25 protein-coding genes and 1 tRNA gene are annotated in these 23,357 nt (G+C 67.2%); 15 read left to right on the forward strand and 11 right to left on the reverse strand.

Annotated features, from left to right (window positions below):
• Positions 1 to 32: 32 nt before the first annotated feature.
• Positions 33 to 1,055 carry a ketol-acid reductoisomerase gene (gene ilvC, locus CVM50_RS06820; RefSeq protein ID WP_085887374.1) on the reverse strand — a complete coding sequence of 341 codons (1,023 nt, stop codon included), beginning with the start codon at positions 1,053 to 1,055 and terminating at the stop codon, positions 33 to 35.
• 144 nt (positions 1,056 to 1,199) lie between these two features.
• Between ilvC and CVM50_RS06825 the strand changes: the two genes are divergently transcribed.
• Positions 1,200 to 1,655, forward strand: coding sequence for an Lrp/AsnC family transcriptional regulator (locus CVM50_RS06825; RefSeq protein WP_085887373.1), 456 nt, complete (start codon positions 1,200 to 1,202; stop codon positions 1,653 to 1,655).
• On the forward strand, positions 1,652 to 2,107 hold the full coding sequence (locus CVM50_RS06830; protein ID WP_085887372.1) for an Lrp/AsnC family transcriptional regulator: 456 nt from the start codon (positions 1,652 to 1,654) through the stop codon (positions 2,105 to 2,107). Before CVM50_RS06825 ends, CVM50_RS06830 begins: the two co-directional genes overlap by 4 nt.
• A 101-nt stretch (positions 2,108 to 2,208) precedes the next feature.
• On the opposite strand, the gene CVM50_RS06835 is transcribed toward CVM50_RS06830, so the two are convergent.
• The 3 genes from CVM50_RS06835 to CVM50_RS06845 form a co-directional block, all read right to left on the reverse strand.
• Positions 2,209 to 3,408 carry a UbiH/UbiF family hydroxylase gene (locus CVM50_RS06835; RefSeq protein WP_085887371.1) on the reverse strand — a complete coding sequence of 400 codons (1,200 nt, stop codon included), beginning with the start codon at positions 3,406 to 3,408 and terminating at the stop codon, positions 2,209 to 2,211.
• A gap of 46 nt (positions 3,409 to 3,454) precedes the next feature.
• Positions 3,455 to 3,691, reverse strand: coding sequence for a hypothetical protein (locus CVM50_RS06840; protein WP_085887370.1), 237 nt, complete (start codon positions 3,689 to 3,691; stop codon positions 3,455 to 3,457).
• Between the two features lie 72 nt (positions 3,692 to 3,763).
• Positions 3,764 to 4,408 carry a pyrimidine 5'-nucleotidase gene (locus CVM50_RS06845; RefSeq protein ID WP_085887369.1) on the reverse strand — a complete coding sequence of 215 codons (645 nt, stop codon included), beginning with the start codon at positions 4,406 to 4,408 and terminating at the stop codon, positions 3,764 to 3,766.
• Between the two features lie 204 nt (positions 4,409 to 4,612).
• Here CVM50_RS06845 and CVM50_RS06850 point away from each other — a divergent pair, with 204 nt between their 5' ends.
• Entirely contained in the window at positions 4,613 to 5,263 is a 651-nt protein-coding gene (locus CVM50_RS06850) for a GntR family transcriptional regulator (RefSeq protein WP_085887368.1), read from the forward strand.
• Here the strand turns inward: CVM50_RS06850 and CVM50_RS06855 are convergent.
• Together CVM50_RS06855 and carA are read right to left on the reverse strand one after the other, a co-directional pair.
• On the reverse strand, positions 5,245 to 7,404 hold the full coding sequence (locus tag CVM50_RS06855) for a glycosyltransferase family 2 protein (RefSeq protein ID WP_085887367.1): 2,160 nt from the start codon (positions 7,402 to 7,404) through the stop codon (positions 5,245 to 5,247). The genes CVM50_RS06850 and CVM50_RS06855 overlap by 19 nt on opposite strands.
• 22 nt (positions 7,405 to 7,426) lie before the next feature.
• The gene (gene carA, locus CVM50_RS06860; RefSeq protein WP_085887366.1) at positions 7,427 to 8,596 is read right to left on the reverse strand and encodes a glutamine-hydrolyzing carbamoyl-phosphate synthase small subunit; all 1,170 of its coding nucleotides are present in this window, start codon (positions 8,594 to 8,596) and stop codon (positions 7,427 to 7,429) included.
• A gap of 243 nt (positions 8,597 to 8,839) precedes the next feature.
• On the opposite strand from carA, the gene CVM50_RS06865 reads away from it, so the two are divergent.
• The gene (locus CVM50_RS06865) at positions 8,840 to 9,301 is read left to right on the forward strand and encodes a GatB/YqeY domain-containing protein (protein ID WP_085887905.1); all 462 of its coding nucleotides are present in this window, start codon (positions 8,840 to 8,842) and stop codon (positions 9,299 to 9,301) included.
• A gap of 173 nt (positions 9,302 to 9,474) precedes the next feature.
• A complete protein-coding gene (locus tag CVM50_RS06870) occupies positions 9,475 to 9,657 on the forward strand; it encodes a DUF3008 family protein (protein WP_085887365.1) in 183 nt (60 codons plus the stop codon).
• Here the strand turns inward: CVM50_RS06870 and CVM50_RS06875 are convergent.
• From CVM50_RS06875 to lipB, 4 genes are all read right to left on the reverse strand, one after another.
• Positions 9,654 to 10,163, reverse strand: a complete 510-nt coding sequence (locus CVM50_RS06875; protein ID WP_085887364.1) for a DUF2244 domain-containing protein — start codon at positions 10,161 to 10,163, stop codon at positions 9,654 to 9,656. The genes CVM50_RS06870 and CVM50_RS06875 overlap by 4 nt on opposite strands.
• 100 nt (positions 10,164 to 10,263) lie before the next feature.
• Positions 10,264 to 11,934 (reverse strand): cytochrome c oxidase subunit I, encoded by a 1,671-nt coding sequence (gene ctaD / locus CVM50_RS06880; protein ID WP_085887363.1) that lies wholly within the window; start codon positions 11,932 to 11,934, stop codon positions 10,264 to 10,266.
• 300 nt (positions 11,935 to 12,234) lie between these two features.
• Positions 12,235 to 12,684 (reverse strand): c-type cytochrome, encoded by a 450-nt coding sequence (locus CVM50_RS06885; protein WP_085887362.1) that lies wholly within the window; start codon positions 12,682 to 12,684, stop codon positions 12,235 to 12,237.
• Positions 12,685 to 12,867: 183 nt separating this feature from the next.
• Positions 12,868 to 13,575 (reverse strand): lipoyl(octanoyl) transferase LipB, encoded by a 708-nt coding sequence (gene lipB / locus CVM50_RS06890; protein WP_085887903.1) that lies wholly within the window; start codon positions 13,573 to 13,575, stop codon positions 12,868 to 12,870.
• 102 nt (positions 13,576 to 13,677) lie between these two features.
• On the opposite strand from lipB, the gene CVM50_RS06895 reads away from it, so the two are divergent.
• The 4 genes from CVM50_RS06895 to CVM50_RS06910 all read left to right on the forward strand — a co-directional run bounded on the left by CVM50_RS06895 (position 13,678) and on the right by CVM50_RS06910 (position 18,221).
• Positions 13,678 to 15,336 carry a peptidoglycan-binding domain-containing protein gene (locus CVM50_RS06895; protein WP_085887361.1) on the forward strand — a complete coding sequence of 553 codons (1,659 nt, stop codon included), beginning with the start codon at positions 13,678 to 13,680 and terminating at the stop codon, positions 15,334 to 15,336.
• Between the two features lie 224 nt (positions 15,337 to 15,560).
• Positions 15,561 to 15,647 (forward strand) — tRNA-Leu (locus tag CVM50_RS06900).
• Between the two features lie 399 nt (positions 15,648 to 16,046).
• A complete protein-coding gene (locus CVM50_RS06905; protein WP_085887360.1) occupies positions 16,047 to 17,237 on the forward strand; it encodes an MFS transporter in 1,191 nt (396 codons plus the stop codon).
• 84 nt (positions 17,238 to 17,321) lie between these two features.
• A complete protein-coding gene (locus CVM50_RS06910; RefSeq protein WP_085887359.1) occupies positions 17,322 to 18,221 on the forward strand; it encodes an acyl-CoA thioesterase in 900 nt (299 codons plus the stop codon).
• Positions 18,222 to 18,249: 28 nt separating this feature from the next.
• On the opposite strand, the gene CVM50_RS06915 is transcribed toward CVM50_RS06910, so the two are convergent.
• Entirely contained in the window at positions 18,250 to 18,948 is a 699-nt protein-coding gene (locus CVM50_RS06915) for a DUF1045 domain-containing protein (RefSeq protein WP_085887358.1), read from the reverse strand.
• A gap of 241 nt (positions 18,949 to 19,189) precedes the next feature.
• On the opposite strand from CVM50_RS06915, the gene CVM50_RS06920 reads away from it, so the two are divergent.
• The 6 genes from CVM50_RS06920 to CVM50_RS06945 all read left to right on the forward strand — a co-directional run bounded on the left by CVM50_RS06920 (position 19,190) and on the right by CVM50_RS06945 (position 23,341).
• A complete protein-coding gene (locus CVM50_RS06920; protein ID WP_085887357.1) occupies positions 19,190 to 19,822 on the forward strand; it encodes an ATP-dependent Clp protease proteolytic subunit in 633 nt (210 codons plus the stop codon).
• Positions 19,823 to 19,989: 167 nt separating this feature from the next.
• Entirely contained in the window at positions 19,990 to 21,258 is a 1,269-nt protein-coding gene (clpX, locus tag CVM50_RS06925) for an ATP-dependent Clp protease ATP-binding subunit ClpX (protein ID WP_085887356.1), read from the forward strand.
• 161 nt (positions 21,259 to 21,419) lie between these two features.
• A complete protein-coding gene (locus tag CVM50_RS06930) occupies positions 21,420 to 21,782 on the forward strand; it encodes a Rid family hydrolase (RefSeq protein ID WP_085887901.1) in 363 nt (120 codons plus the stop codon).
• Positions 21,783 to 21,899: 117 nt separating this feature from the next.
• On the forward strand, positions 21,900 to 22,283 hold the full coding sequence (locus CVM50_RS06935; RefSeq protein ID WP_085887355.1) for an NADH:ubiquinone oxidoreductase subunit NDUFA12: 384 nt from the start codon (positions 21,900 to 21,902) through the stop codon (positions 22,281 to 22,283).
• 150 nt (positions 22,284 to 22,433) lie between these two features.
• Positions 22,434 to 22,886 (forward strand): outer membrane lipid asymmetry maintenance protein MlaD, encoded by a 453-nt coding sequence (gene mlaD, locus CVM50_RS06940; RefSeq protein ID WP_085887354.1) that lies wholly within the window; start codon positions 22,434 to 22,436, stop codon positions 22,884 to 22,886.
• Positions 22,883 to 23,341, forward strand: coding sequence for a DUF2155 domain-containing protein (locus CVM50_RS06945; RefSeq protein ID WP_085887353.1), 459 nt, complete (start codon positions 22,883 to 22,885; stop codon positions 23,339 to 23,341). Before mlaD ends, CVM50_RS06945 begins: the two co-directional genes overlap by 4 nt.
• Positions 23,342 to 23,357: the final 16 nt, after the last annotated feature.

A 23,357-nucleotide genomic window follows, 5' to 3' on the forward strand; every position in this document is an offset into this window, starting at 1 on the left:
TTCCGTTTCGTCCGATCTGGGCAGGGCCCGGATCAGTTCTTTTCCTTGTCGACCATCTTGCCAGCGGAGATCCAGGGCATCATCTCGCGCAGCTTCGCGCCGACCTGCTCGATCTGGTGTTCGTCGTTCAGGCGGCGGGTGCCCTTGAAGAACGGCTGGCCGACGGAATTTTCCTGCATGAAGTCACGCACGAACTTGCCGGTCTGGATATCGCGCAGCACGGCCTTCATGCGGGCCTTGGTCTCGTCGTAAGGCAGGACGCGCGGGCCGGACACGTATTCGCCGTACTCGGCGGTGTTCGAGATCGAGTAGTTCATGTTGGCGATGCCGCCTTCGTAGATCAGGTCCACGATCAGCTTCACTTCGTGCAGGCACTCGAAGTAGGCCATTTCCGGAGCATAGCCCGCTTCGACCAGGGTCTCAAAGCCCGCGCGGATCAGCTCGACCAGGCCACCGCAGAGAACGGCCTGTTCGCCGAAGAGGTCGGTTTCGCACTCTTCACGGAAGTTGGTCTCGATGATGCCCGAGCGGCCGCCACCGATGGCGGAGCAATAGGACAGACCCAGTTCCAGGGCCTTGCCGGAGGCGTCGTTGTCGACAGCGACCAGGCAAGGCACGCCGCCGCCCTTGGTGTATTCGCCGCGCACGGTGTGGCCGGGGCCCTTGGGCGCCATCATGATGACGTCGACGCCGGGCTTCGGTTCGATCAGGCCGAAGTGCACGTTCAGACCGTGGGCGAAGGCAATGGCGGCGCCTTCCTTCAGGTTGTCGTGGACGTATTTCTTGTAGGTTTCGGCCTGCAGTTCATCGGGCATGGTGAACATGATCAGGTCGCACCAGGCGGCGGCCTCGGCGATGCCCATCACGGTCAGGCCCTCGGCTTCGGCTTTCTTGGCCGAGGCGGAGCCTTCGCGCAGGGCGACGACGAGGTTCTTGGCGCCCGAGTCGCGCAGGTTCAGCGCGTGGGCGTGACCTTGCGAGCCATAGCCCAGGATGGCCACTTTCTTGTCCTTGATCAGGTTAATGTCGCAATCGCGGTCGTAGTAAACGCGCATGGGAGATCTCCTTCCGGGATGGGCCATTCGGCCCGTTATGGCGGCACTATAGGTCGGAGGGAGGCGCCGTGGCGTTGCAAAAATCTCATTCGTATGGCAAAAGTCGATAAATTCATTCGTTCAGAGTCTCCAGGTGAATAGATCATGCTTGATGATGCCGACCGGCGTATCCTGCGCCAGATGCAGGCCGATCCCGGCGCTTCAAGCGCGCAGATCGCCGAGCGGGCCGGGCTGACCTCGGCCACCTGCTGGCGGCGGATCGAGAGGATGCAGGCGGCGGGCATCATCCGCGGCGTGCGCGCGGTGATCGACTGGCACGCCTTGGGCTATGAAGTCGAGGTGTCGCTGCGCATCATCCTGGACAAGAGCCAGCCGCGCGCCTTCGAGGATTTCGCCGATGCCGCCCGCAAGATCCCCGAGGTGCTGGAGATCCAGACCCTGCTGGGCCAGGTCGATGTGCGCATCGCCCTGATCGCCCGCGACCTGGCCCATTACCATGAGATCTACCGCTCGCGTATCCTGACCCTGCCGCATGTCACCGATATCGACGCGCTGATGCATGTGGCGCGGGTGAAATACAACAACACGGTGCCCCTGTGATCGCCCTGGACGAAACCGACCGCGCCCTGCTGCGCGCCCTGGCCGAAGATGCCACGCAGGGCTCCGGCGCCCTTGGCCGCCGCCTCGGCCTGTCGCAACCCGCCACCTGGCGCCGCATCAAGCGGTTGGAAGAGGCCGGCGTCCTCGCCGGGCGCCGCCTCGATCTTGACCTGGGCGCGCTCGGCTTCGGCGTGACGGTCTTCCTCGGCATCAAGCTGGGCACCAAGGGCCGCGTCTCGCTGGAGGATTTCGAGCGCGCGGTCTCGGCGATCCCCGAGGTGCAGACGGTGGAACATATCCTGGGGGTCTACGACTACCGTCTGCGGGTCACAGCCCGCGACATCCCCGATTTCGAACGGGTCCTGCGCCGCCGCATCATGACCCTGCCGGGCGTGGGCAGCGTGGATGCCAACGTCATGCTGTCCGAAGAACGCCTGCCTGGCCCGATCTAGGGCGGAGGGGCACCCTCGCACGCCATCCCACTCGTTCTATCCGATTGCCGGAAATACTCCGGGGTGAATGGCGCCTCAGGCGCTAGAGGGGCGGCGCCCCTTTACCCTCGGGCGCCCAGACCCATCTGCATCAACACCTTGCGCACGGGTGCTGCGGAATAGAGCGCGTTCAGCCCGGCGGCGCGCAGGTCGCGCAGGGGCTGGGCCGAGATCTGGCTGGCGCGGTTCAGCGCGTCGATGCCGGCGGCGCGGATCTGCACCTCGCGGTGGCGGGCGCGGTGATAAGCCTCCATCATCTGCGCATCGCCCAGCCGGTCGGGGGCGGCCAGGATCAGCTCGCGCAGGGCGCGGAGGTCGCCCAGCGACATGTTCAGCCCCTGCGCCCCGATGGGCGGCACCACATGGGCGGCCTCGGCCATCAGGGCCAGGCGCTCGCCCGCCATGTGATCGGCCACCTGGGTGATGATCGGCCAGACAGACCGGCGGGTCAGCAGGCGCAGCTCTCCCAGGATGCCGACGCTGCGGCGGTTCATCTCCGCCTCGAACTCGGCGACCTCCATCGCCGCCAGGTCCTGCACCCGGGGGCCGTCCTCCATCCAGACCACGGCGGACGACGGGCGGCCGTCATGATCGGGCAGGGGCACCAGAGTGAAGGGCCCGCCGGAACGGTGGATCTCGGTCGAGACGTTCTCATGCGGGATCGGATGCGACACCGAAAACGCCAGGGCCTTCTGCCCGTAGCGGCGGGTGGTGACGTTGATGCCCGCGGCCTGGCGCATGGGGGAATTGCGCCCGTCGGCGGCCAGCACCAGCTCGCAGCGCACGCGGCTGCCGTCGGTCAGCCCGACGCGCGCCTCGGCCTCGCGGGTGAAGAGGCTGCGGGTGCCGGTGCCGGGGCGGAACTCGACGTTGGGCAGATCCTCCAGCCGGGCCACCATCTCTCGGCGCAACAGCCAGTTGGGCAGGTTCCAACCAAAGGGCTTGTCCGAGATCTCGGTGCTGTCGAAGTCGCGCACCACGCGCGGCTCCGGCTCCGGCCCGCCGGCATCGACGATGCGCATGATGCGCAGGGGTGCCGCATGGGCGTCGAGACGGGCCCAGAGGCCTGCCTGCTCCAGCAGCTGCTGTGCCGGCTGCAGGAAGGCCGTGGTGCGCAGGTCGGCCCCTTCGGCCGCGCCGTCGGTGACCGGCGGCGTCGGGTCGAGACAGAGCACGCGGAACCCGTCCGCCCCCAGAACGGCCGCCGCGGACAGCCCCGCGACGCCCCCGCCCGAGATCACGATGTCGTATTGCGCGTCCATGTCCGGCCTCCTTCTGCCGTGGTTCAACGGGCCCTCTACGCTATTCCTAGCCCCGCGTCAGCAGGATCAGGATCACGAACATCACCGGCACCGAGGCCAGGGCTGTCAGCCCGAGGGCCACAAGGCCCCAGGTTTTCACCGCCAGGATCAGGGCGGTCACGGCGATAAGGGCGGCATAGCCGATATTGCCACGGAAATCCCGCTCCAGATCGCGGATGATCCAGCCCAGCACGGGCACGAAATGGTAGGGTCGCCGGGGACCGGCGGCGCTGATGTCAGTCATGGGTGTCCTCGCGTTTCCTGTCCCCTTCAGATGGGGGCAAAGGGCGCCGGAGGCAAAGCGACATCCTGCCGCTCATAGCAGGGATTTCAGGAACCCGCCCAGGTTGTCGGTATGGAAATGCACATGCTCGGCCTCGTGGGCCTCGGGGGCGACATGAACACAGCGCAGCCCCATGGCATGGGGCACGGCCAGGTTGCGCGGATCATCCTCGAACATGGCGCCGCGGGTCTGGTCGAATCCGTCGGTGCCGAAAACCGTGTCGAAGGCCGCGCGGTCGGGCTTCGGGTGGAAGCCCGCATGTTCCACCCCGTAGACCGCGTCAAACAGCCCCGACAGCCCGCGCGCTGCCAACACCCGTTCCGCATAGGGCGCGGTGCCGTTGGTGAAGACGATCTTGCGCCCCGGCAGGGCGCGGATGTGAGCGGCCAGCTCGGGGTCGTGCTCCAGGTGGTCCATGTTGATCTCGTGCACATGGGACAGGTAGGGGCCCGGGTCGACGTCATGCAGGCGCATCAGTCCGGCCAGCGTCGTGCCATGCTCGCGCCAGTAAAGGGCACGCAGCCGGTCGGCCTCGGCCCGGTCGACGCCAAGCGCCTCCATCACCCAGTTGGTCATCCGCACCTCGATCTGATCGAAGAGCCGCGCCTCGGGCGGGTAAAGGGTATTGTCCAGGTCGAAGACCCAGGTGGTGACGTGATCGAAGTGAGGCTTTGGCATGGCGCGACGCTACGCCCGGGCGCGACGAAGCACAAGCGGCCCCGGGCGCGATGCGCGGCCCTTTGACGTCTTGGGTGGGGCCGCGTCAGGGGCGCAGCGGGTCGTCCCCGTTGCGGGCCTCGGGGGCTTTGTCGGGGCGCGATCCCTTGCACCTCCGCCCCGGCCTCGCCTAGGGTGTCGCGATGAGGAAAGGAGCCTGCCCCAATGGCCACGAAACCCCCGCTGGGCGATGCCTATTCACTGATCCTGGAAGCCATTGACGTGGGCGTCTATCGCCCCGGTGACCGGCTGGTGGAAAGTGAACTGGCCGAGCGGTTCGGCGTCTCGCGCACGCCCATTCGCGAGGCCCTGCAGCGGCTGGAAACACAGCGCCTGCTGACCCGCGACGGGCGCTCGCTGATCGTGGCCTCGCTGGATCACAACCAGCTGGCCGAGCTTTACGTGGTGCGCGCCGAGCTGGAGGCGCTGGCCGCGGGGCTGGCGGCGCGCCATGCGACCGCCGAAGAGGTGCGGGTGTTGCAGGAAATGGTCGCCCAGGACCGCCGACTGGCGGGCGACCCCACGGCGCTGGCGCGGGCCAACAAGCGGTTCCACCACCAGATCCACCTCGCCTCGCACAACCGGTTCCTGGTGCAGCAGCTGGACCTGGTGCATCGGTCCATGGCGCTATTGGCCACAACCTCGCTGGCGGCCGAGGGCCGGACCGAGGATGCGCTGAAGGAGCATGAGGCCATCGTGCGTGCCATCGCGGCGCGGGACGAAGAGGCGGCCGCAGAGGCGCTGCGCACCCATATTTCCAAGGCCTTCGTCACCCGGCTGAAGCTGGACGCGGAGCGTCACGAAGAGGGCATCTGACCGGCCGGCGGGCCTTGGTTCGCGTCTGGGGTCCGGGCAGCGGATGAGGCCGCGCCTGCCAGGGAATGACCGTGCTGGGTCTTGTCCCAGTAGAAGGGTTTCACCACCAGCTCGTAAAGCGCCTTGTAAACCGCCAGGCAGCCCAGCGGATAGTAGAAGTGCATCGTCGGGACCCAAGGCCAGAGATGGCGATGCTCGGCGCGCCGCGTGGCGATCAGGCCGAAGGTGATGTTCTGCACCTCGGCGCAGAAGAACAGCACCGCGCAGGTCTTCAGCAGCGCCGGCGGCACCAGCGTCAGCAGCGGATGCGGCAGCCCGGCCAGCATCAGCCAGAAGGACCACAGAAGAGGCGCCAGCATGAACTGCGACACCGCGGTGATGAAATGGGCGTGGAACCCGAGGCACCGCCAGGCCCCGAGGTCGCGGTAAAGGCGCGCGGGCCGGCGCAGGTGCACCAGGTAGGTCACGATATACCCCTTCAGCCAGCGCGAGCGTTGCTTGACCCAGGGCAGGGGGTGGCAGGCGGCCTCTTCGCGGGTGGTGGTGTCCAGCAGCTCGGTCCGGAACCCATGCCGGGCGATGCGGATGCCGAGGTCGGCGTCCTCGGTCACGTTATGGGCGTCCCAGCCGCCGAGGATTTCCAGCGCCGTGCGGCGCATGAACAGGGTCGTGCCGCCCAGGGGGATGGCAAAGCCCAGGCCGGCCATGCCGGGCAGCACCAGGCGGAACCAACTGTTGTATTCGATGGTGAAACAGCGGGCGAGCCAGTTCTGCCGCGGGTTGTAGTAGTCCAGCGCCCCCTGCAGGCAGACGACCTCCGCCGGGGCAGCGGCAAAGCGTGCGGCCACCTGGCGAAGTTGGTCGGGGTCCGGGGCGTCCTCGGCGTCATAGATGCCGATGATGTCGCCGCGGCAGAAATCCAAAGCGTAGTTCATCGCCCGGGGTTTCGTCTGCGGCGCCCCGGCTGGGACGACGACGCAGCGGATCCAGGGCGGCAGGGTCAGATCGCGGATCGTGGTGCGGGTCACCTCGTCCGCCTCTTCCAGCACCAGGACCACGTCCAGGCGGTCGCGCGGGTAGTCCAGCCGATCCAGCCGTTTCAGCAGGGCGGCGGCGATGCGTCTTTCGCGAAAGAGCGGGACAAGGACCGATATCTCTGGCAGCTCCGCTTCTGGCGGGGGCAGGTCCGTTTGCGCCTCCGGCAGGGGCGCCTTTCGCCCCAGGTGGCGGAGGGCCGCGGCCCCTTTCAGGATCATCGCCAGCACCAGGGTCAGCACCGCCCAGCCTGTCAGAGCCAGAAGCACCGGGGCCGGATGCGCGATCAGCAGGGCGAGCCCCAGCAGGGCGAGGCCGAGCATCAGTCGCATCCGGCTGGCGGTCGCCGACCAGCCCCGGCAGCTCTCCGAGGGGGGAACACGGCAGGCCATCTTCCGTGTCAGCTCCGCCCGGCTGGCCTGGGCGACGGTCTGCTGAACCTCCTCGCGCCGCACGATCACCGGGCGCAGGCCAAGGCGCAGGTCGCGGCGCAGCCTGTAGGCGAGACTGGCCATCACCTCCGCGAAATGTTCGGGGCGGGCGGTGGCGCAGACCAGCACGTCGTCATGAAGGCGCCAGGGGACGATCTGGTGATGGAGGCAGAAGGCCGGGTCCAGCAGGGCCTGCAGCGCCGGGTCGGGCGGGGCCTCGGACAGTCCACCCGGTCGAGGCCATGCCGCTCGGCCATGAGATCCAGCAGGGTGCCTTCGTCGAGTTGGCCCGAGGCCCAGGCCGCCCGCAGTGTCGGATTGGGCGGCAGGGGGGGCTGTGCCGCGTCGCCCGAGAGAGGGGAGGGCAGGACAAAGGCCGTGCCGGCCTCCTGCAGGCCTCCGAAGGTGGGGTCGCGGAGTTCGTCGGACGCGACTGGGCCGGTCGGCACGGCGCATGTAGCCGAAAACTTCCGCGCGTTCGTTGCCATGGACCGTCGACCTTCTGTCTGCTCCGCCCCCTGTCTCGCAAGACATCGTTAATTGGCCGTTAAAGCGAACTGAAGAGATGGTTAACGGGGGGCATCGGGGGCAGGTCCCCCGTCCCGCAAAAGCTGCACTGCGCCATGTCCGGCAAGCAAAGGGCGCCGCCGGTGTTTCCGGGGCGCCCCTAGGCATCTGTCATTCGCGATCAGGCGGCTCAGCTGGCCTTTTCGAGCTGTTCATCCATCGAGGCGACGAAGCGCTCGAAGAGGTAGAAGCTGTCTTGCGGACCCGGGCTGGCCTCGGGGTGGTACTGCACCGAGAAGACCGGGCGTTCGGTCATGCGAATACCGCAGTTGGAGCCGTCGAAGAGGCTGACGTGGGTCTCCTTGACGCCCTCGGGCAGGGACTGGCTGTCGACGGCGAAACCGTGGTTCATCGAGGTGATCTCGACCTTGCCGGTTTCCAGGTCCTTCACCGGATGGTTGGCGCCGTGGTGACCGTGGTTCATCTTCACCGTCGTGCCGCCGAGGGCGAGGGCCAGCATCTGGTGACCGAGGCAGATGCCGAAGACCGGCAGGTCGGTCTTGTCCAGCACGTCGCGGATCATCGGCACGGCGTATTTGCCGGTGGCCGCCGGATCGCCGGGGCCGTTCGACAGGAAGACGCCGGCGGGTTCATGGGCCAGAACCTCTTCCGCGGTCGCGGTGGCTGGCAGCACGGTCACGTCGCAGCCGGCGGAGGCGAGGCAGCGGAGGATGTTGCGTTTCGCGCCGTAGTCGATGGCGACGACCTTGTGGCGGGCGTTCTCCTGCCGGGCGAAGCCGTCGGGCCAGGCCCATCTCATCTCGTCCCAGCGGTAGGACTGGGCACAGGTCACGTCCTTGGCCAGGTCGAGGCCGACGAGCCCGGCGAAGCTGCGGGCGCGGGCCACCAGGGCCTCGACGTCGAAGTTGCCGTCGGGGTCATGGGCCAGGGCGGCATGCGGTGCACCGCGGGCGCGGATGGCGCGGGTCAGGCGGCGGGTGTCGATGCCGCCGATGGCGATGCGGCCGCGCGCGGCCAGCCAGTCGCCCAGCTCTCCGGCGGAGCGCCAGTTGGAGGGCTCGGTCGGGTCCCACTTCACCACCATGCCGGCGGCGACCGGATCGGCGGTTTCATCATCTTCAGGGTTCACGCCGACATTGCCGATATGGGGGAAGGTGAAGGTGACGATCTGGCCGGCGTAGGAGGGATCGGTCATGATCTCCTGGTAGCCGGTCATGGCGGTGTTGAAGCACAGTTCCGCCTCAGTCACGCCGGTGGCACCGAAGCCTCGGCCGTAGAAGAGGGTCCCATCGGCCAAGGCGAGGCAGGCGGTCGGTTTCGATCCTTGGGACAGGGGCATGGGCGACTCTCACGACTGGGGACAAATTGGCGCATAGCTATGAGCGGCACGGACAGAGGTCAAGACCCGTCGCGGCGCTGCGGGCCTTTGCGTCATGCCTAATTTGCAGGCCGGCCCTGCGGTGTGACCAGGCGCCGGGGCAGGGCGATTGACGCAGCGACGCCCCTGCGGTCCGGAACCTTGTGAGCGTAGGGCCGTTTCTATATGGTGGGCATCTGCAATCAACGCGAGGGTAGAAGCGAGATGCAAGTGAGGGAACGGGTCAATACCGCCCTGAAACAGGCGATGAAGGACCGGGCCGGCGACAGGCTGTGCACCCTGCGGCTGATCAGCGCCGCCATCAAGGACCGGGACATCGCGACGCGCGGCGAAGGCAGTGAAGAGGGGGTCGGCGAAGACGAAGTGCTGGCAATCCTTGGAAAGATGGTCAAGCAGCGTCAGGAAAGCGCCCGCGTCTATGAGGAGGGCGGCCGCATCGATCTGGCCCAGCAGGAGCTGGAGGAGATCGAGGTGATCGAGGAGTTCCTGCCCCGCCGCCTGTCCGAGGACGAGGTGGAAAACGCCGTCGACGAGGCTGTCTCGGCCACCGGCGCCAACTCGATTCGCGACATGGGCCGGATCATGGGACACCTGAAGTCGCGCTACAGCGGCCAGATGGATTTTGGCTCGGTCGGTGCGAAGGTGAAGGCCCGTCTGGCCAGCTGACCGCGCCCTTCGGTGCATGAGAGATAGAGCAAGGGCCCGCGCCGCCTCCCGGCGCGGGCCCTTTGCATGTCTGGCGGCCCGCCCGGGCCAGGGCTGGGCTGAGGGCGGCGGGGGCGGAACAGCGGCGCCCGGCGCGGCGTTTCCCTTCGAGACAGATCGGAAGGAGAGACCCGATGAAAGCCCAATCGAAAAGCCAGCAGCGCGCCGCTGGCGCCGCCCTGTCCGCGAAGCGCGGCGAGAGCAAGGTGAAGGACCTGCAAGGCGCCTCGAAGGAGATGTACGACAGCATGACAGAGGCAGAGCTGGATGAGATGGCCTCGACCCCGCGCGAGGACCTGCCCGAGGAGAAGGACTAGAGGCGCGGCGCCCCGCCGTCCGGGCCGGCGGCGGCGCGCATCTCGCTGATGGCGGCCCGCAGCTCGGGGTAGAGGCGCTTGCGCTCCTCTTCCGACAGGAAGGCGCCGATCTCCACCTCGCGGCCATTGCCCGACAGGGTGACATAGTGCTTCACCGGGCCCGCGTCTTCGTGGGAGGTGACGCGCACCCAGTAGGGATTGCAGGCCCATTCCGCATGGGCGCCGCGGGGCCCATGGCGGGTCAGGCGGCAGCTGTCGGGGGTCAGCACCAGGTGTTCGGTGATCGCGCCATCGGCGTAGGACCGGCGCAGCCCCCACCACAATCCCCAGAGCGCCAGCATGGCAAAGGGCAGCAGACCCCAGAGGGCCAATGTGCCCAGGAAAGCCAGGATCGGCACGAGGACGAGGGTGAAGAACAGCAGGATCACCCCGGCGAAGCCGCGCGGTGACAGCGAGCGGTGCGGGCTGAGTTCCAGTTCGGTTTCCGTGGTCCAGCGGTAGGGCATTGGCGGCTCCGCGCACAGGGGTCGTGACATCATCGGAAGGCTTGAAAGCAGAAGGGGCGCCCCGCCGGGCGCCCCTTCTCGTTTCGGTCTCGCCCGCGGCTCAGTGCGCGTGGGCCTTGTCCCAGTCTTCCTGCTTCGGCAGCTGCTCGAAGGTGTGTTCGGGCGGCGGCGAGGGCAGGGTCCATTCCAGGGTGTCGGCGTATTCGTTCCAGTAGTTGTTCTGGGTCACCTTCGCGCCGCGGAACAGCGAGTAGAAGATGATCCCGAAGAAGAACAGGAAGGACGCGAAGGAGATGAAGGCGCCGATGGACGACCAGTAGTTCCAGACGGCGAAGCCTTCCGGGTAGTCGATGTAACGGCGCGGCATGCCCTGACGGCCCAGGAAGTGCTGCGGGAAGAAGGTCAGGTTGGCCCCGATGAACATCATCCAGAAGTGCAGCTTGCCAGCCCATTCGGGGTACTGGCGGCCGGTCATCTTGCCGAAGTAGAAGTAGATCCCGGCGAAGATGGCGAAGACGGCGCCCAGCGACATCACGTAGTGGAAGTGGGCCACGACGTAATAGGTGTCATGGAAGGCCCGGTCGACAGCCGCCTGCGACAGGACCACGCCGGTCACGCCGCCCACGGTGAACAGGAACAGGAAGCCGAAGGCCCAGAGCATCGGCGTCTTGAACTCGATCGAGCCCTGCCACATCGTCGCGATCCAGCTGAAGACCTTCACGCCCGTTGGCACCGCGATGACCATCGTCGCCAGCATGAAGTAGCTCTGCTGGGTCAGCGACAGGCCGACGGTGTACATGTGGTGCGCCCAGACGACGAAGCCCAGCACGCCGATGGCGATGATCGCCAGGACCATCGGCAGGTAGCCGAAGATCGGCTTGCGCGCGAAGGTCGAGATCACGTGGCTGATGATGCCGAAGCCGGGCAGCACGATGATGTAGACCTCCGGGTGGCCGAAGAACCACAGGATGTGCTGGTAGAGGATCGGGTCACCGCCGCCCGAGGGCTGGAAGAAGGTCGTGCCGAAGTTCCGGTCGGTCAGCAGCATGGTGATGGCGCCGGCCAGCACGGGCAGGGACAGCAGGATCAGCCAGGCGGTGACGAAGACCGACCAGGCGAACAGCGGCACCTTGAATAGGGTCATGCCGGGGGCACGCATGTTCAGGAAGGTGGTGATGATGTTGATCGCGCCGAGGATCGAGGAGGCACCGGACACGTGGACGGCGAAGATCGCCAGGTCCATCGAATAGCCGCCCTCGTTGGTCGACAGCGGCGGATACAGCACCCAGCCCACGCCGGAGCCGGCCTGGTCGTTGCCGCCCGGGGCCAGCAGCGAGGCGACGCCCAGGGCGACACCGGCCACGTACATCCAGAAGCTGAGGTTGTTCAGCCGCGGGAAGGCCATGTCCGGCGCGCCGATCTGCAGCGGCATGAAGTAGTTGCCAAAGCCGCCGAACAGCGCGGGGATGACGACGAAGAACATCATCAGCACGCCGTGGTAGGTGATCATCACGTTCCACAGGTGGCCGTTCGGGGTACATTCCGCGGCCGACGGCCAGAAACGCGCGCCCTCCAGGCACATGAACTGCACGCCGGGGTGCATCAGCTCCATGCGCATGTAGACGGTGAACAGAACCGAGATCAGGCCGGCCACGGCGGCGACGACCAGGTAGAGAATCCCGATATCCTTGTGATTGGTGGACATGAACCAGCGAGTGAAGAACCCGCGGGTATCTTCATGCCCGTGGTCCTGGACGGCTGCGTCGGCCATATCTTGCCTCCTCATCAGATTGGTCGCTACCGAGGAAGACGGACTCTCCCCTGGCTCGCAAATTAGAGGCTTTTTAGTCGCGCGCGCGTGATCGGACAATGGGCCTGTTTGATGCAGATCAAATTTTTCGGCGCGGTGACGCGGGATGGCGTCGGATTCGGGCGCCTTTTCAGGGGGCTGGCGCGGCGGTCATGGCGCGTGGGCCGGGCGGGGCGCGGCGAGATGACGCGGGGCAGGGTGCAGATGCAAAGGCCCGCCGGAGGGCGGGCCTTCGAGGTCTTGCGTCGTGGTGGCGGAGGATCAGTCCCCGGCCGCCTCGCCTTCTTCTTCGCCGCTGTCGTCCGAGAAGGTGGCCAGGTAGGCGGCCATGTCTTCCTGACCGCGCGTCAGCTTGAAGGTCATCTTCGTGCGGGCGCCGCCGTCGTCCAGCTGCTCCTGCAGGAAGGCGCGCGGGTCGGTCATGTAGGTCTGGATGTTCTCCACGTCCCAGACGAGACCCTGCTCGCCCAGTTCGACGATCGAGTCGCCATAGCGGAAATCCTCGTAGGTGCCGGCGGTGCGGCCGATCACCCCATAGAGGTTCGGGCCGGTCTTGCCGCCCCTGACGATAACCTCGTCGTCAGATGCGATGGTGTGGCAGGCCTTGCACTTCCTGAACTCCTTTTCGCCGGCTGCCGCGTCGCCGACGTCGGCGAGGGCGGGGCTGGCGGTGACAAGAATGGCGGCTGCCGTCATCAAAAATCGGGTCATGCTCTGTCCTCCGATCCGGGGTTGCTGCGTTCCCATCCTCCCTCTCTATGGCATCCGTCCCGGGGGCCACAGGGGAAAAAGATCGACGTATTGTCGCAGAAGGATTTTTCCAGTCACTTGGCCCGCTTGCGCCGGGATCTGCCGCGGGTTTCGGCAGCGGACGCCGGTGCGAGATGCGGTCGGTCAGGCCGGGGGCGGCGGAAATGCCTGGTCGAAGGTGGCCATCAGGGCGGCGTCCAGGTCCTCCATCGTCACCGGCAGCCCGAGGTCGACCAGGCTGGTCACCCCGTGGGTGGCGATGCCGCAGGGCACGATGCCGGTGAAATGCTCCAGCTCCGGCTCGACGTTGATCGAGATGCCGTGGAAGCTGATCCAGCGGCGCAGGCGGATGCCGATGGCCGCGATCTTGTCCTCGCGCAGCGATCCGTCGGCCTGGGGCGCCTTTTCCGGGCGGGGCACCCATACGCCCACGCGGCCCTCACGGATCTCGCCGCGCACGCCGAACTCCGCCAGGGTGGCGATCACCCAGCCTTCCAGCGCCTTGACGAAGGCGCGGATGTCGCGGCCGCGCCGGTTCAGATCCAGCATGACGTAGACCACCCGCTGACCGGGGCCGTGATAGGTGTACTGCCCGCCGCGCCGCGCGTCGAAGACCGGGAACCGGTCGGGATCCACCAGGTCCTCGCGCCGGGCCGAGGTGCCGGCGGTGTAGAGCGGCGGGTGTTCCAGCAGCCAGATCGCCTCGGGCGCGCGCCCGTCGGCGATGGCGGCGGCGCGGGTTTCCATTTCGGTCAGGGCCGTTTCGTAGTCCACGAGCCCGGGCGAGATGATCCATTCGATCGGCTGGGCGCTCGGCCGTGCGCTCTGCGGATCGCTCGGATTGTCATGAATGCTGTCGTTATTCGGCGTCAAAACGCTTCTCCAAACGGACGGGGCTGGTCTAACATGGAGTCAAGTTCTCGTGATTTGATTGCCATCTGGGGAGATTATTCCATGTATTCCAAACTTATTCGCAGCACCATCGCTGCATCGCTACTGGCGACAGCACCTGTGGCGGCCATGGCCGACAACCTCGGCGCGGCCATCGTTGGCGGTATCATCGGGGGCGCCATCATGAACGGCGCCTCGCAGCAGCGCAAGAAGACGACAACAACCTATTACGCGCCCTCGGCCACCCGCACCGCAAACCGCGAAACGCAGACGGCGCTGAACTACTTCGGGTTCAACGCCGGTACGCCGGACGGTGTGCTGGGCTCGCGCTCGCGCAGCGCGATCAGCCAGTACCAGGTTTACATGGGCTACCCCGCCACCGGCCGGCTGCAGCCGCATGAACGGGATGCGCTGGTGGCCTCCTACAATCGCGCCCTGATCGGGGGGCCGGACGTGACCCGGGCGCTGAACCGGTCGAAGGATGGCGTGCGCGGCCTGCTGGTGCTGTGGCGCGGCGGGGCCGGGAGTTCCGGCCATGGGGGCATGGGCTATGCCGGCCTGCCGATCGAGGTCTCCGACGCGGTCGACGAGATTGCCGAAAGCACCGAACCCTCGCCCGAGCAGTTGCTGCAGCGCGCGGGCTTCATTCAGACGGCGGACCTGAACGGCGACGGGCAGAACGACTACATTGTTGATACCGCCGTCACCGGCTCGACCTTCTGGTGCGGCGCCAGCCAGTGCACGACGATGCTCTTCGTCTCCACCTCCGACGGCTATCAGCGGCGGCAGTTCCAGTACCTGATGAATCCGCAGCGCACCAACACCGTGCAGGTCAGCTACTTCCAGTGCGACCATACCGGCTGCCGGATGAATGACCCGCTGGCCGGTGGTGGCGCGACGCAGCAATTTGCCGCCGCGCCGGCCCCCGCACCGGTTGCCCCCGCGCCGCAGACGCAGATGGCCGTGGCCCCCGCGCCGGCCCCTGCACCTGCGGCGCCTGCCACCCTGCCGACCTTCGCCATCCCCGTGCCCGCCCCGGCGCCCGCGCCCTCGCTTGCCAGTTACTGCGAGAAGGTCAGCCTGATGACCAGCTCCAACGGTGGTTATGTCACCGCCGCCACAATGACCGACCCCAAGGTCGCCCTAGGAGAGCAGTTCTGCTACTCGCGCACCTACGCCAAGACCGCGGGCGAGCAGCTGATGCAGAAGGTGCCGGGCCTGACGCCGGCCGCCGCCGCCCAGCAATGCGCGGGCTTCGAGCCGGTGCTGGCCCCCTACGTGGGCAGCCTGACCACCACCCCGGCCAAGCAGGTTGTGGCGAATGTCGCGCAATACGCAGCCAATTCCGGCATGACGGCGGATCAACTGGCCACCACCGCCCGCATCTGCCTCTACTCGGGCTACAACGGCGACACGATGGGCGTGGCCCTTGGATCGGCGCTGCTGCTGACCGCGCTTGGCCAGGACGCCTACGCGGAACTGGTGGGGCATCACCTGAACGAGGGCTTCGGCACCACCGCGTCGCCCGTGGCGGCCGCCAACTGGTACCGCTTGGCGATCGAGGCGCAGGAAGCCGGCGCCCCCTCGGCCTTCGGCGACAGCCTGCCGGGCCGCGTCGAACTGCTGCGCGCCGCGGCCCTGGGCGCTGCAAACCCGGCGCAGACGACCACCGCGCCGACCGTGGTGCCGACCGCGCTGCCCAGCTTCACCATCTCCGAATGATGCGGGCCGGGGCCACCGGCACGGTCATCACGCAAGATCAGAAGGGCCGTCCGCACCGGGCGGCCCTTTGACTTGGGCGCGCTACAGTACCGGAGCGCCCCGGCGGGGCAGGGCGCCCGCGAAGCCGCTGCAAGCGCCCATGCAAAAACCTTTTCGGCGCCCGAATTTTCCGCTTCACATCGCCGTCGCCGCTCGGTATACGCCCGCTACCTACCGGATCACGTGCGGTCGTGGCGGAATTGGTAGACGCGCAGCGTTGAGGTCGCTGTGGGGTAACTCCCGTGGAAGTTCGAGTCTTCTCGACCGCACCATCCGGAAGCTGACCTGACGGTCACCCGGTCCCGCTCAGGGCCAATTTCCCCAGATTGCACAACACCGAGAGCTTCGCCGGAAGGCGGAAGCAGGCATCGGTGATCCGCGACCGCGGGTGATGCGCCTCGACCGTATGAGCGCCTAGTTCCCTTTGCCGAGCCTTTGCCCAAGTCCTGCGTCGGACACGGCTATGTGCGCCCGCGCATATCCGGAATGCACCTTTGCGGCGCGCCGGGGGCTTGCGTCGCGGCAGGGGGCGGGACAGAAGGTTAGCGGTAGCAGTCTTCCCCGGCTGCCTCTTCAGAAAAGATCCGCGGGCCATGCTGCTGCCCTCCGACCCGCGACGGCGCGATCGGGAGGAGGCAACAGGGCCTGCCCCTGCTGCGAAAGGCCCCGCCATGATCCGACAGGAGACGGCCGCCCATCCCATGCTGGTCACGCTGGCCCTTGCCCTTGGCGGCTTCGCCATCGGCGTGGCCGAGTTCGCCACCATGTCCATCCTGCCCTATTTCTCGGCCGAGTTCGGCGTCTCGGAAGCGGTGGCAGGCCATTCCATCGCCGCCTATGCCATCGGCGTCTGTGTCGGTGCCCCGCTGATCGCCTTGGGAGCCGCGCGCATGGCGCGGCGGTCGCTGCTGGTGCTTCTGATGGGGCTTTATGCCCTGGCCAACGGCTTGTCGGCCATTGCCCCCGACTGGACCCTGTTCATCGCCTCGCGCTTCGTCGCCGGTCTGCCGCATGGCGCCTTCTTCGGGGTCGCGGGCCTGATGGCCGCGTCGCTGGCGCCGCCCGAGCGGCGGGCGCGGGCCGTGGCCTCGGTGCTGACCGGCCTGACGGTGGCCAACGTGATCGGCGTGCCTTTGGCCAATGTCTTCGGCGCGCAACTTGGCTGGCGCTGGACCTTCGCCTTCGTGGTGCCGCTGGCGGCGGGCTGTGCGATCTTCGTCCGGCTGCTGGCGCCCCGGATCGAGGCCCTGGCCGATGCCAGCCCCCTGCGCGAGCTGTCGACGCTGAAAAGCCGCCAGGTCTGGCTGACCTTGTCGGTGGGGGCCATCGGCACGGGCGGCATGTTCTGCATCTACACCTACCTCGCCTCCATCGTCATCGAATACGCGGGCGAGCCGGAAACCGTGGTGCCGGTACTGCTGATGATCTTCGGCATCGGCATGACCTGCGGCCAGTTCATCTTCGGTTGGGCGGCCGACAAGTCGCAACTGGGCGCCGCCGCCGCCGCCCTGGCGTTGGCCTCGGTGATGATGATCGTCTTCTGGGCCGTGGCCGGCAACGTCTGGCTGATCGCCCCGGTGCTGCTGATCCTGGGCTGTTCGGGCGGCCTCAGCTCCGTCCTGCAAGCGCGGCTGATGACGCTGGCCTCGGATGCGCCGACCCTGTCGGCGGCGCTGAACCACTCGGCCTTCAACCTGGCCAATGCCATTGGGCCGGTGCTGGGTGGCATGGCGCTGGCGGCGGGCTATGGCTGGCCGTCGGTCGGCCTGGTGGGCGCCAGCCTGTCCGGCGCGGGCCTGCTGGTCCTCGCCATCACCGCCTGGGACGCGGCGCCCCGCCGGCGTGGCCTGGCGGCGGGCTGAGGGCACTTCGGCTTGCAATCCGCGCCGGTTTCGCGATGGTCTGGCCCAAACCGGACAGACCCAGGAAAGCGGATTGCACGCCGAATGACCCAGACGCCCTCTCAGCCCGACAGCCTCTCTGATGGCCCCGAAGCCGACATCCTGACCCCGATCCTCGACGTAGAGCGGATCGAGGATGACTATTATCGCGGTATCGCCACGCCCGGCGGACGCGGTCGCAGCTTCGGCGGGCAGGTGATCGCCCAGGCGCTGATGTCGGCCACCCGCACGGTGGAGGCGGGGCGCGCCAACCACTCGCTGCACGCCTATTTCCTGCGCCCCGGCAAGGCGGACGAACCCGTGCTTTACCGCGTGGCCCGCGACATGGACGGGCGCAGCTTCTCCAACCGCCGGGTGGTGGCGGTGCAGAACGGCAAGCCGATCCTGAACCTCACCGCCTCCTTCCAGGTGGAGAGCGAGGGACTGGCGCATGAGGATGCCTTCCCCGATGACATCCCCGATCCCGAGGAGCTGGAGAACGAGCTGCAGCTGGCCGAGCGTCATCCCGGTGCGGTAGCGCCAGAGGTGATGGAGTTCCTGCGCCTCAACCGCCCCGTTGAGGTGCGCCCCGTCGGCCCCACGCCGCCCTTCGACATGACGCCCCGCCGGGGCGTGCAGTACCGCTGGATGCGGACCCGTTTCCCGCTCTGCGACGACCCGATCATCCATCGCGCGGCGTTGGCCTATACCTCGGACCTGGGCCTGATCCAGGGCGCGCTGACGGCCCATGGCCGGGCCTGGCTGGACGAGGGGGCCAAGGTGGCCTCGCTGGATCACGCGCTTTGGATCCACGGCGATTTCCGCATGGACGACTGGCTGCTCTACTGCATCCAGAGCCCCTGGACCGGCAGCGCCCGGGGCATGGCGCTTGGCCAGGTCTATACCCGCGACCGGCGTCTGGTGGCCTCGGTCGCGCAGGAAGGGATGATGCGTTTCCCCGACTGACCCAGGCGCCTGCGGGCCTTGGCGGGCCTCAGCCCAACAGGGGCAGGCGCCGCACCAGGTGGAAGCGACCTTCGTCATCCTCGCCGCAGAGGCTCAGGCTTTCGATGCGGAAGGGGACGGGCAGGACCGGCGCCAGCGCCGGGCGCAGCGCCTCCTCGACCCGGCCCGCATCGACGCCCGACAACTTGCCCGTCAGCGTCAGGTGAAAGCGGAATTCCTCCATCACGTAGGGATAGCCCCATTGCTGCAACAGCGCCTCCTGCCGGGGGCTGAGGCCTGCCTTGCGGCGCTTGTCCAACTCGCTTTGCGGGGCGGGGGCGCGGAAGGCATCCAGCCCCTGCACGGTTTCCGAGGCCAGCGCGGTCAGGGCCGCGATCTGGCCCTTGTCGCCCTGCGGGGTCAGCGCCAGGAAGCTGCCCAGGCGGGTCAGCGCCAGGCCGTCCAGCGTCACCGGCTCCAGCCGGGTGGCGAGATGTTCGGCCGCGTGCTCCAGACCTTCGGCATCATGGCCCTCGGCCAGGCGGAAGGGCGGTTTCACGGTGCCGTGAAAGCCGTACTTGCGCGGCGTTGCCGTCAGCTCCGTCACCGGGCGGGGCAGGCCGGGCAGGTCGGGGTGGGCAACCTCCGCGCCGGTGGCGATGTCCCAGCCCAGCCAGGCGGCGCCGAAGTCGGCCAGGGGCCCGGGTTCGGGGGTGTAGTAGACGGCATATCGGGCGAAACGGGGCATCTGTCCTCTCCGGCTGTTCGGCCCGTGATAGCGCAGGTCGGGTGACGAGGAAATGACGCTTGCGCAGGGGGCTTAACACGCAACAATCGGGACCTGCCCGCAGGGCGGCAAGGCGTTAAGGCTGAGCATGCATTTTCGGCGCCCGCCCTTGCAGCCGATCCGGACGATCACTAAGACTCTGTTAGGGTTCGGTCGATAGGGATCGAAACGACCGCAGAAGTGACTACAGGGCAGGGCACAGATGAAAGATCCGGTTGAGTTTTACATGAACAATCTCGTGCCGATGGTGGTCGAACAGACCAGCCGCGGGGAACGGGCCTACGACATCTTCTCGCGCCTGCTGAAGGAGCGGATCATCTTCCTCTCCGGCCCGGTGCATGACGGCATGTCCTCGCTGATCGTGGCGCAGCTGCTGCACCTCGAAGCCGAGAACCCGTCGAAGGAAATCTCGATGTATATCAACAGCCCGGGTGGTGTAGTCACCTCTGGTCTGTCGATCTACGACACGATGCAGTACATCAAGCCGAAGGTCTCGACCCTGGTCGTGGGCCAGGCGGCCTCCATGGGCTCGCTGCTGCTGGCCGGCGGCGAAGCGGGCATGCGCTTCGCGCTGCCCAACTCGGAAGTGATGGTGCACCAGCCCTCCGGTGGCTACCAGGGCCAGGCGACGGACATCCTGATCCACGCCCGCCACACCGAGCGGCTGAAGGAACGTCTGAACCGGATCTACGTGAAACACACCGGCCAGGACTACGAAACGGTTGTCGACGCGTTGGAGCGGGACAACTTCATGAGCGCGCAGGAGGCCAAGGACTGGGGCCTCATCGACGAGATCGTCGAAAGCCGCGCCGGCAAGGAAGAGACTGCCGAGTAAATCGGCCTCGGCCCCGGCCTGCAACGCGGGACGGGGCGCGCGTTCAATTTCCGTGTTGTCGCTCCGCAGGTGACGTCCTAGTCTGGTTCAATCAGGACGGGCAGATCCGGCTGGAGGAGCAGTTCCGGTGAACGCATCAGGGCCCGAACGGGCGAAAGGTAAAGAGCATGGCCACGAATTCAGGCGGAGACAGCAAGAACACGCTTTATTGCAGCTTCTGCGGCAAAAGCCAGCATGAGGTGCGCAAGCTGATTGCGGGTCCGACCGTGTTCATCTGTGACGAATGCGTCGAACTCTGCATGGACATCATCCGCGAGGAAACCAAGTCCACCGGGCTGAAATCCTCCGAAGGCGTGCCCACTCCGAAAGAGATCTGCGGCGTCCTGGACGACTACGTGATCGGCCAGATGACAGCCAAACGCGTGCTCTCCGTGGCCGTGCACAACCACTACAAGCGCCTCAACCACGCCGCGAAAAGCGGCGGGGATATCGAACTGGCGAAGTCGAACATCCTGCTGATCGGCCCCACGGGCTGCGGCAAGACCCTGCTGGCGCAGACGCTGGCGCGGATCCTCGATGTGCCCTTCACCATGGCCGATGCCACCACGCTGACCGAAGCCGGTTACGTTGGCGAGGACGTGGAAAACATCATCCTGAAGCTGCTTCAGGCGTCGGAATACAACGTCGAGAAGGCGCAGCGCGGCATCGTCTACATCGACGAGGTCGACAAGATCACCCGCAAGTCGGAAAACCCCTCGATTACCCGCGACGTCTCGGGCGAGGGCGTGCAGCAGGCGCTGCTGAAGCTGATGGAAGGCACCGTTGCCTCCGTGCCGCCGCAGGGCGGGCGCAAGCATCCGCAGCAGGAATTCCTGCAGGTCGACACGACCAACATCCTGTTCATCTGCGGCGGCGCCTTCGCCGGCCTCGACAAGATCATCGCGGCGCGCGGCAAGGGCTCTGCCATGGGCTTCGGCGCCGATGTGCGCGACAACGATGAACGCGGCGTGGGCGAGATCTTCCAGGACCTCGAACCCGAGGATCTGCTGAAGTTCGGCCTGATCCCCGAATTCGTCGGCCGTCTGCCGGTTCTGGCCACGCTGGAAGACCTGGACGCGGACGCGCTGGTCACCATCCTGACCGAGCCGAAGAACGCCCTGGTGAAGCAGTACCAGCGTCTGTTCGAGCTGGAAGATGCAGAGCTGACCTTCACCGACGACGCGCTGACCGCGATCGCCAAGAAGGCCATCGAACGCAAGACCGGGGCGCGTGGCCTGCGCTCGATCCTCGAAGACATCCTGCTGGACACGATGTTCGAGCTGCCCGGCATGGAAGACGTGACCGAGGTCGTGGTGAACGAAGAGGCCGTAACGGCCGACGCGGCGCCGCTGATGATCTACGCCGAGAACAAGAAGGAAGAGGCGACCGCGGGCTGATCCCGCCGCCCTTTCGCGAAGAGCAGGCCGGTCCCCCTGGGGCCGGCCTTTCTCTTTCCGCGCAATCGCCTCAGGCGACCTGCGCCCCCTCGCACAGGGCAGGGGCTTGAGCGTGGCCTCCGGTGATCCGAATGTCGCCGCGTCTCAACCAGGAGGTGGCGATGACCATCAAGCGTATTTTCTCCGGCGGCCCGTTCGAGGCCAAGATCGGCTATTGCCGCGCCACCGTGGGCGGCGGCTTCGTCCATGTGTCGGGCACCGTGGGGGCAGGGGACACCGTCGTCGAACAGTGCCGCGCGGCGCTGGAGGTGATCGGCGGCGCCCTGGCCGAGGCCGGGGCCGGCTTCGCCGACGTGATGCGGGTGCACTACTACCTGCCCGACGCGGCGGAGTTCGAGGCCTGCTGGCCGGTCCTGACCGAGGTCTTCGGGGCGAATCCCCCGGCGGCGACCATGATCGAATGCAACCTGATCGACCCGAAATACCGCATCGAGATCGAGGTCACGGCCCTGTTGCCTGCCTGATCCAATCACGGCAAAGCGAACAATTTCAGGCGTTCCGTCCCCTCCGGGGCTGCGGGACGCACTGGACCTCGCCCGCGGAATGCGCCATATCGGTAGCAACACTGACCGGAGGCTTCGATGGGCATTCTGAATTCGCTTCTGCGCGCCGTGACCTGGTGGAACGGCTCCACCCTGAACACGTCGCTCTACACCAGCCGCAAGGGCAAGAAGGTCGGCGAAGACGATCAGGGCAATGTCTTCTACCAGACCGCTGACGGTAAACGCCGCTGGGTGATCTTCAACGGCGAGGCCGAGGCCAGCCGCATTTCCCCCGACTGGCATGGCTGGCTGCATCACACCTTTGACGAGATGCCCGCCTCGAAGCCGCTGGCACACAAGTCCTGGGAAAAGCCCCACCACGAGAACCTGACCGGCACCATGCTGGCCTATGCCCCCGCAGGCTCGATCCGTCGCCCGGAACCGGCCACCCGCGCGGACTACGAGGCCTGGAGCCCGGAATAAGCCCGCGCTGCCCCTGCGCGGTGTCATCGTGACCGGTCCCGGAACGGGGCCGGACGGATCGGGGGGCAGCACGGCCGCTGCCCCGAGTATCGGGCCACGGCGGTCTGCCCAGGCCAGCCGGGCGCCACCACAACGGGAAGGCCCGCACCCATGTCGAATAACAGGATCGAGATCGTCACCGGCGCGCTGGTGCTGCTGATCGCCGCCGCCTTCTTGGCCTATGGATCCCGTGTCGTGGACCTGGGCGGATCTGGCGGCGGGAGCTATCCTCTCAGCGCCTCCTTCCGCTCTGCCGAAGGGGTCAGCACCGGCACCGACGTGCGGCTGGCCGGCGTGCGCGTCGGCACTGTCACCGGGCTGGAGCTGGATCCCGCCACCTTCCGCGCCAATGTCGGCTTCACCTTGCGCGAGGGCGTCGAAATCCCCGATGACAGCCAGGTGGCGATTTCGTCGGAGGGTCTTCTGGGCGGCAACTACGTCGAGATCCTGCCGGGCGGCTCGCCCTTCAACTATGCGGCTGGCGACGAGATTCTGGACACCCAGGGCTCGGTCAGCCTGATTTCCCTGTTGCTGCAATTCGTGGCCGGGGATTCGGAGGAATGATGCGACGCACCCTGTTTCTGTTGCCGCTGGCGATGATGCTGGCGGGCCCCCTGGCGGCACAGGAGGCCGTGGCCCCCGGCACCGGCGCCATGCTGCGCGGCCTGGACAAGATCAACGCCACCACCGAGGACCTGGAACTGTCCACCGGCGAGACCGGGCAGGTCGGCTCCCTGGAGGTGACGCTGCGCGACTGCCGCTACCCGGAAAACAACCCGGCGGGCGACGCCTTCGCCTTCCTCACCATCCGCGACATGCGGGCGGAGGAGGGCACCGGGCCGATCTTCGAGGGCTGGATGGTGGCTTCCTCCCCGGCGCTGAATGCGCTGGACCACTTCCGCTATGACATCTGGGTGCTGCATTGCGTCCTGCCGGCGGGCGTGGACACGACGCCCGATGCCGTGGTGCCGGAGGCCGAGCCCGCGCCCGAGCTGGACCCGGATCAGCCGGTCGACTGACTCGAGGCAGGGCGCG

It is taken from the genome of Pseudooceanicola marinus (assembly GCF_002786295.1).
In the GTDB taxonomy this organism is placed as follows: Bacteria; Pseudomonadota; Alphaproteobacteria; order Rhodobacterales; family Rhodobacteraceae; genus Pseudooceanicola; species Pseudooceanicola marinus.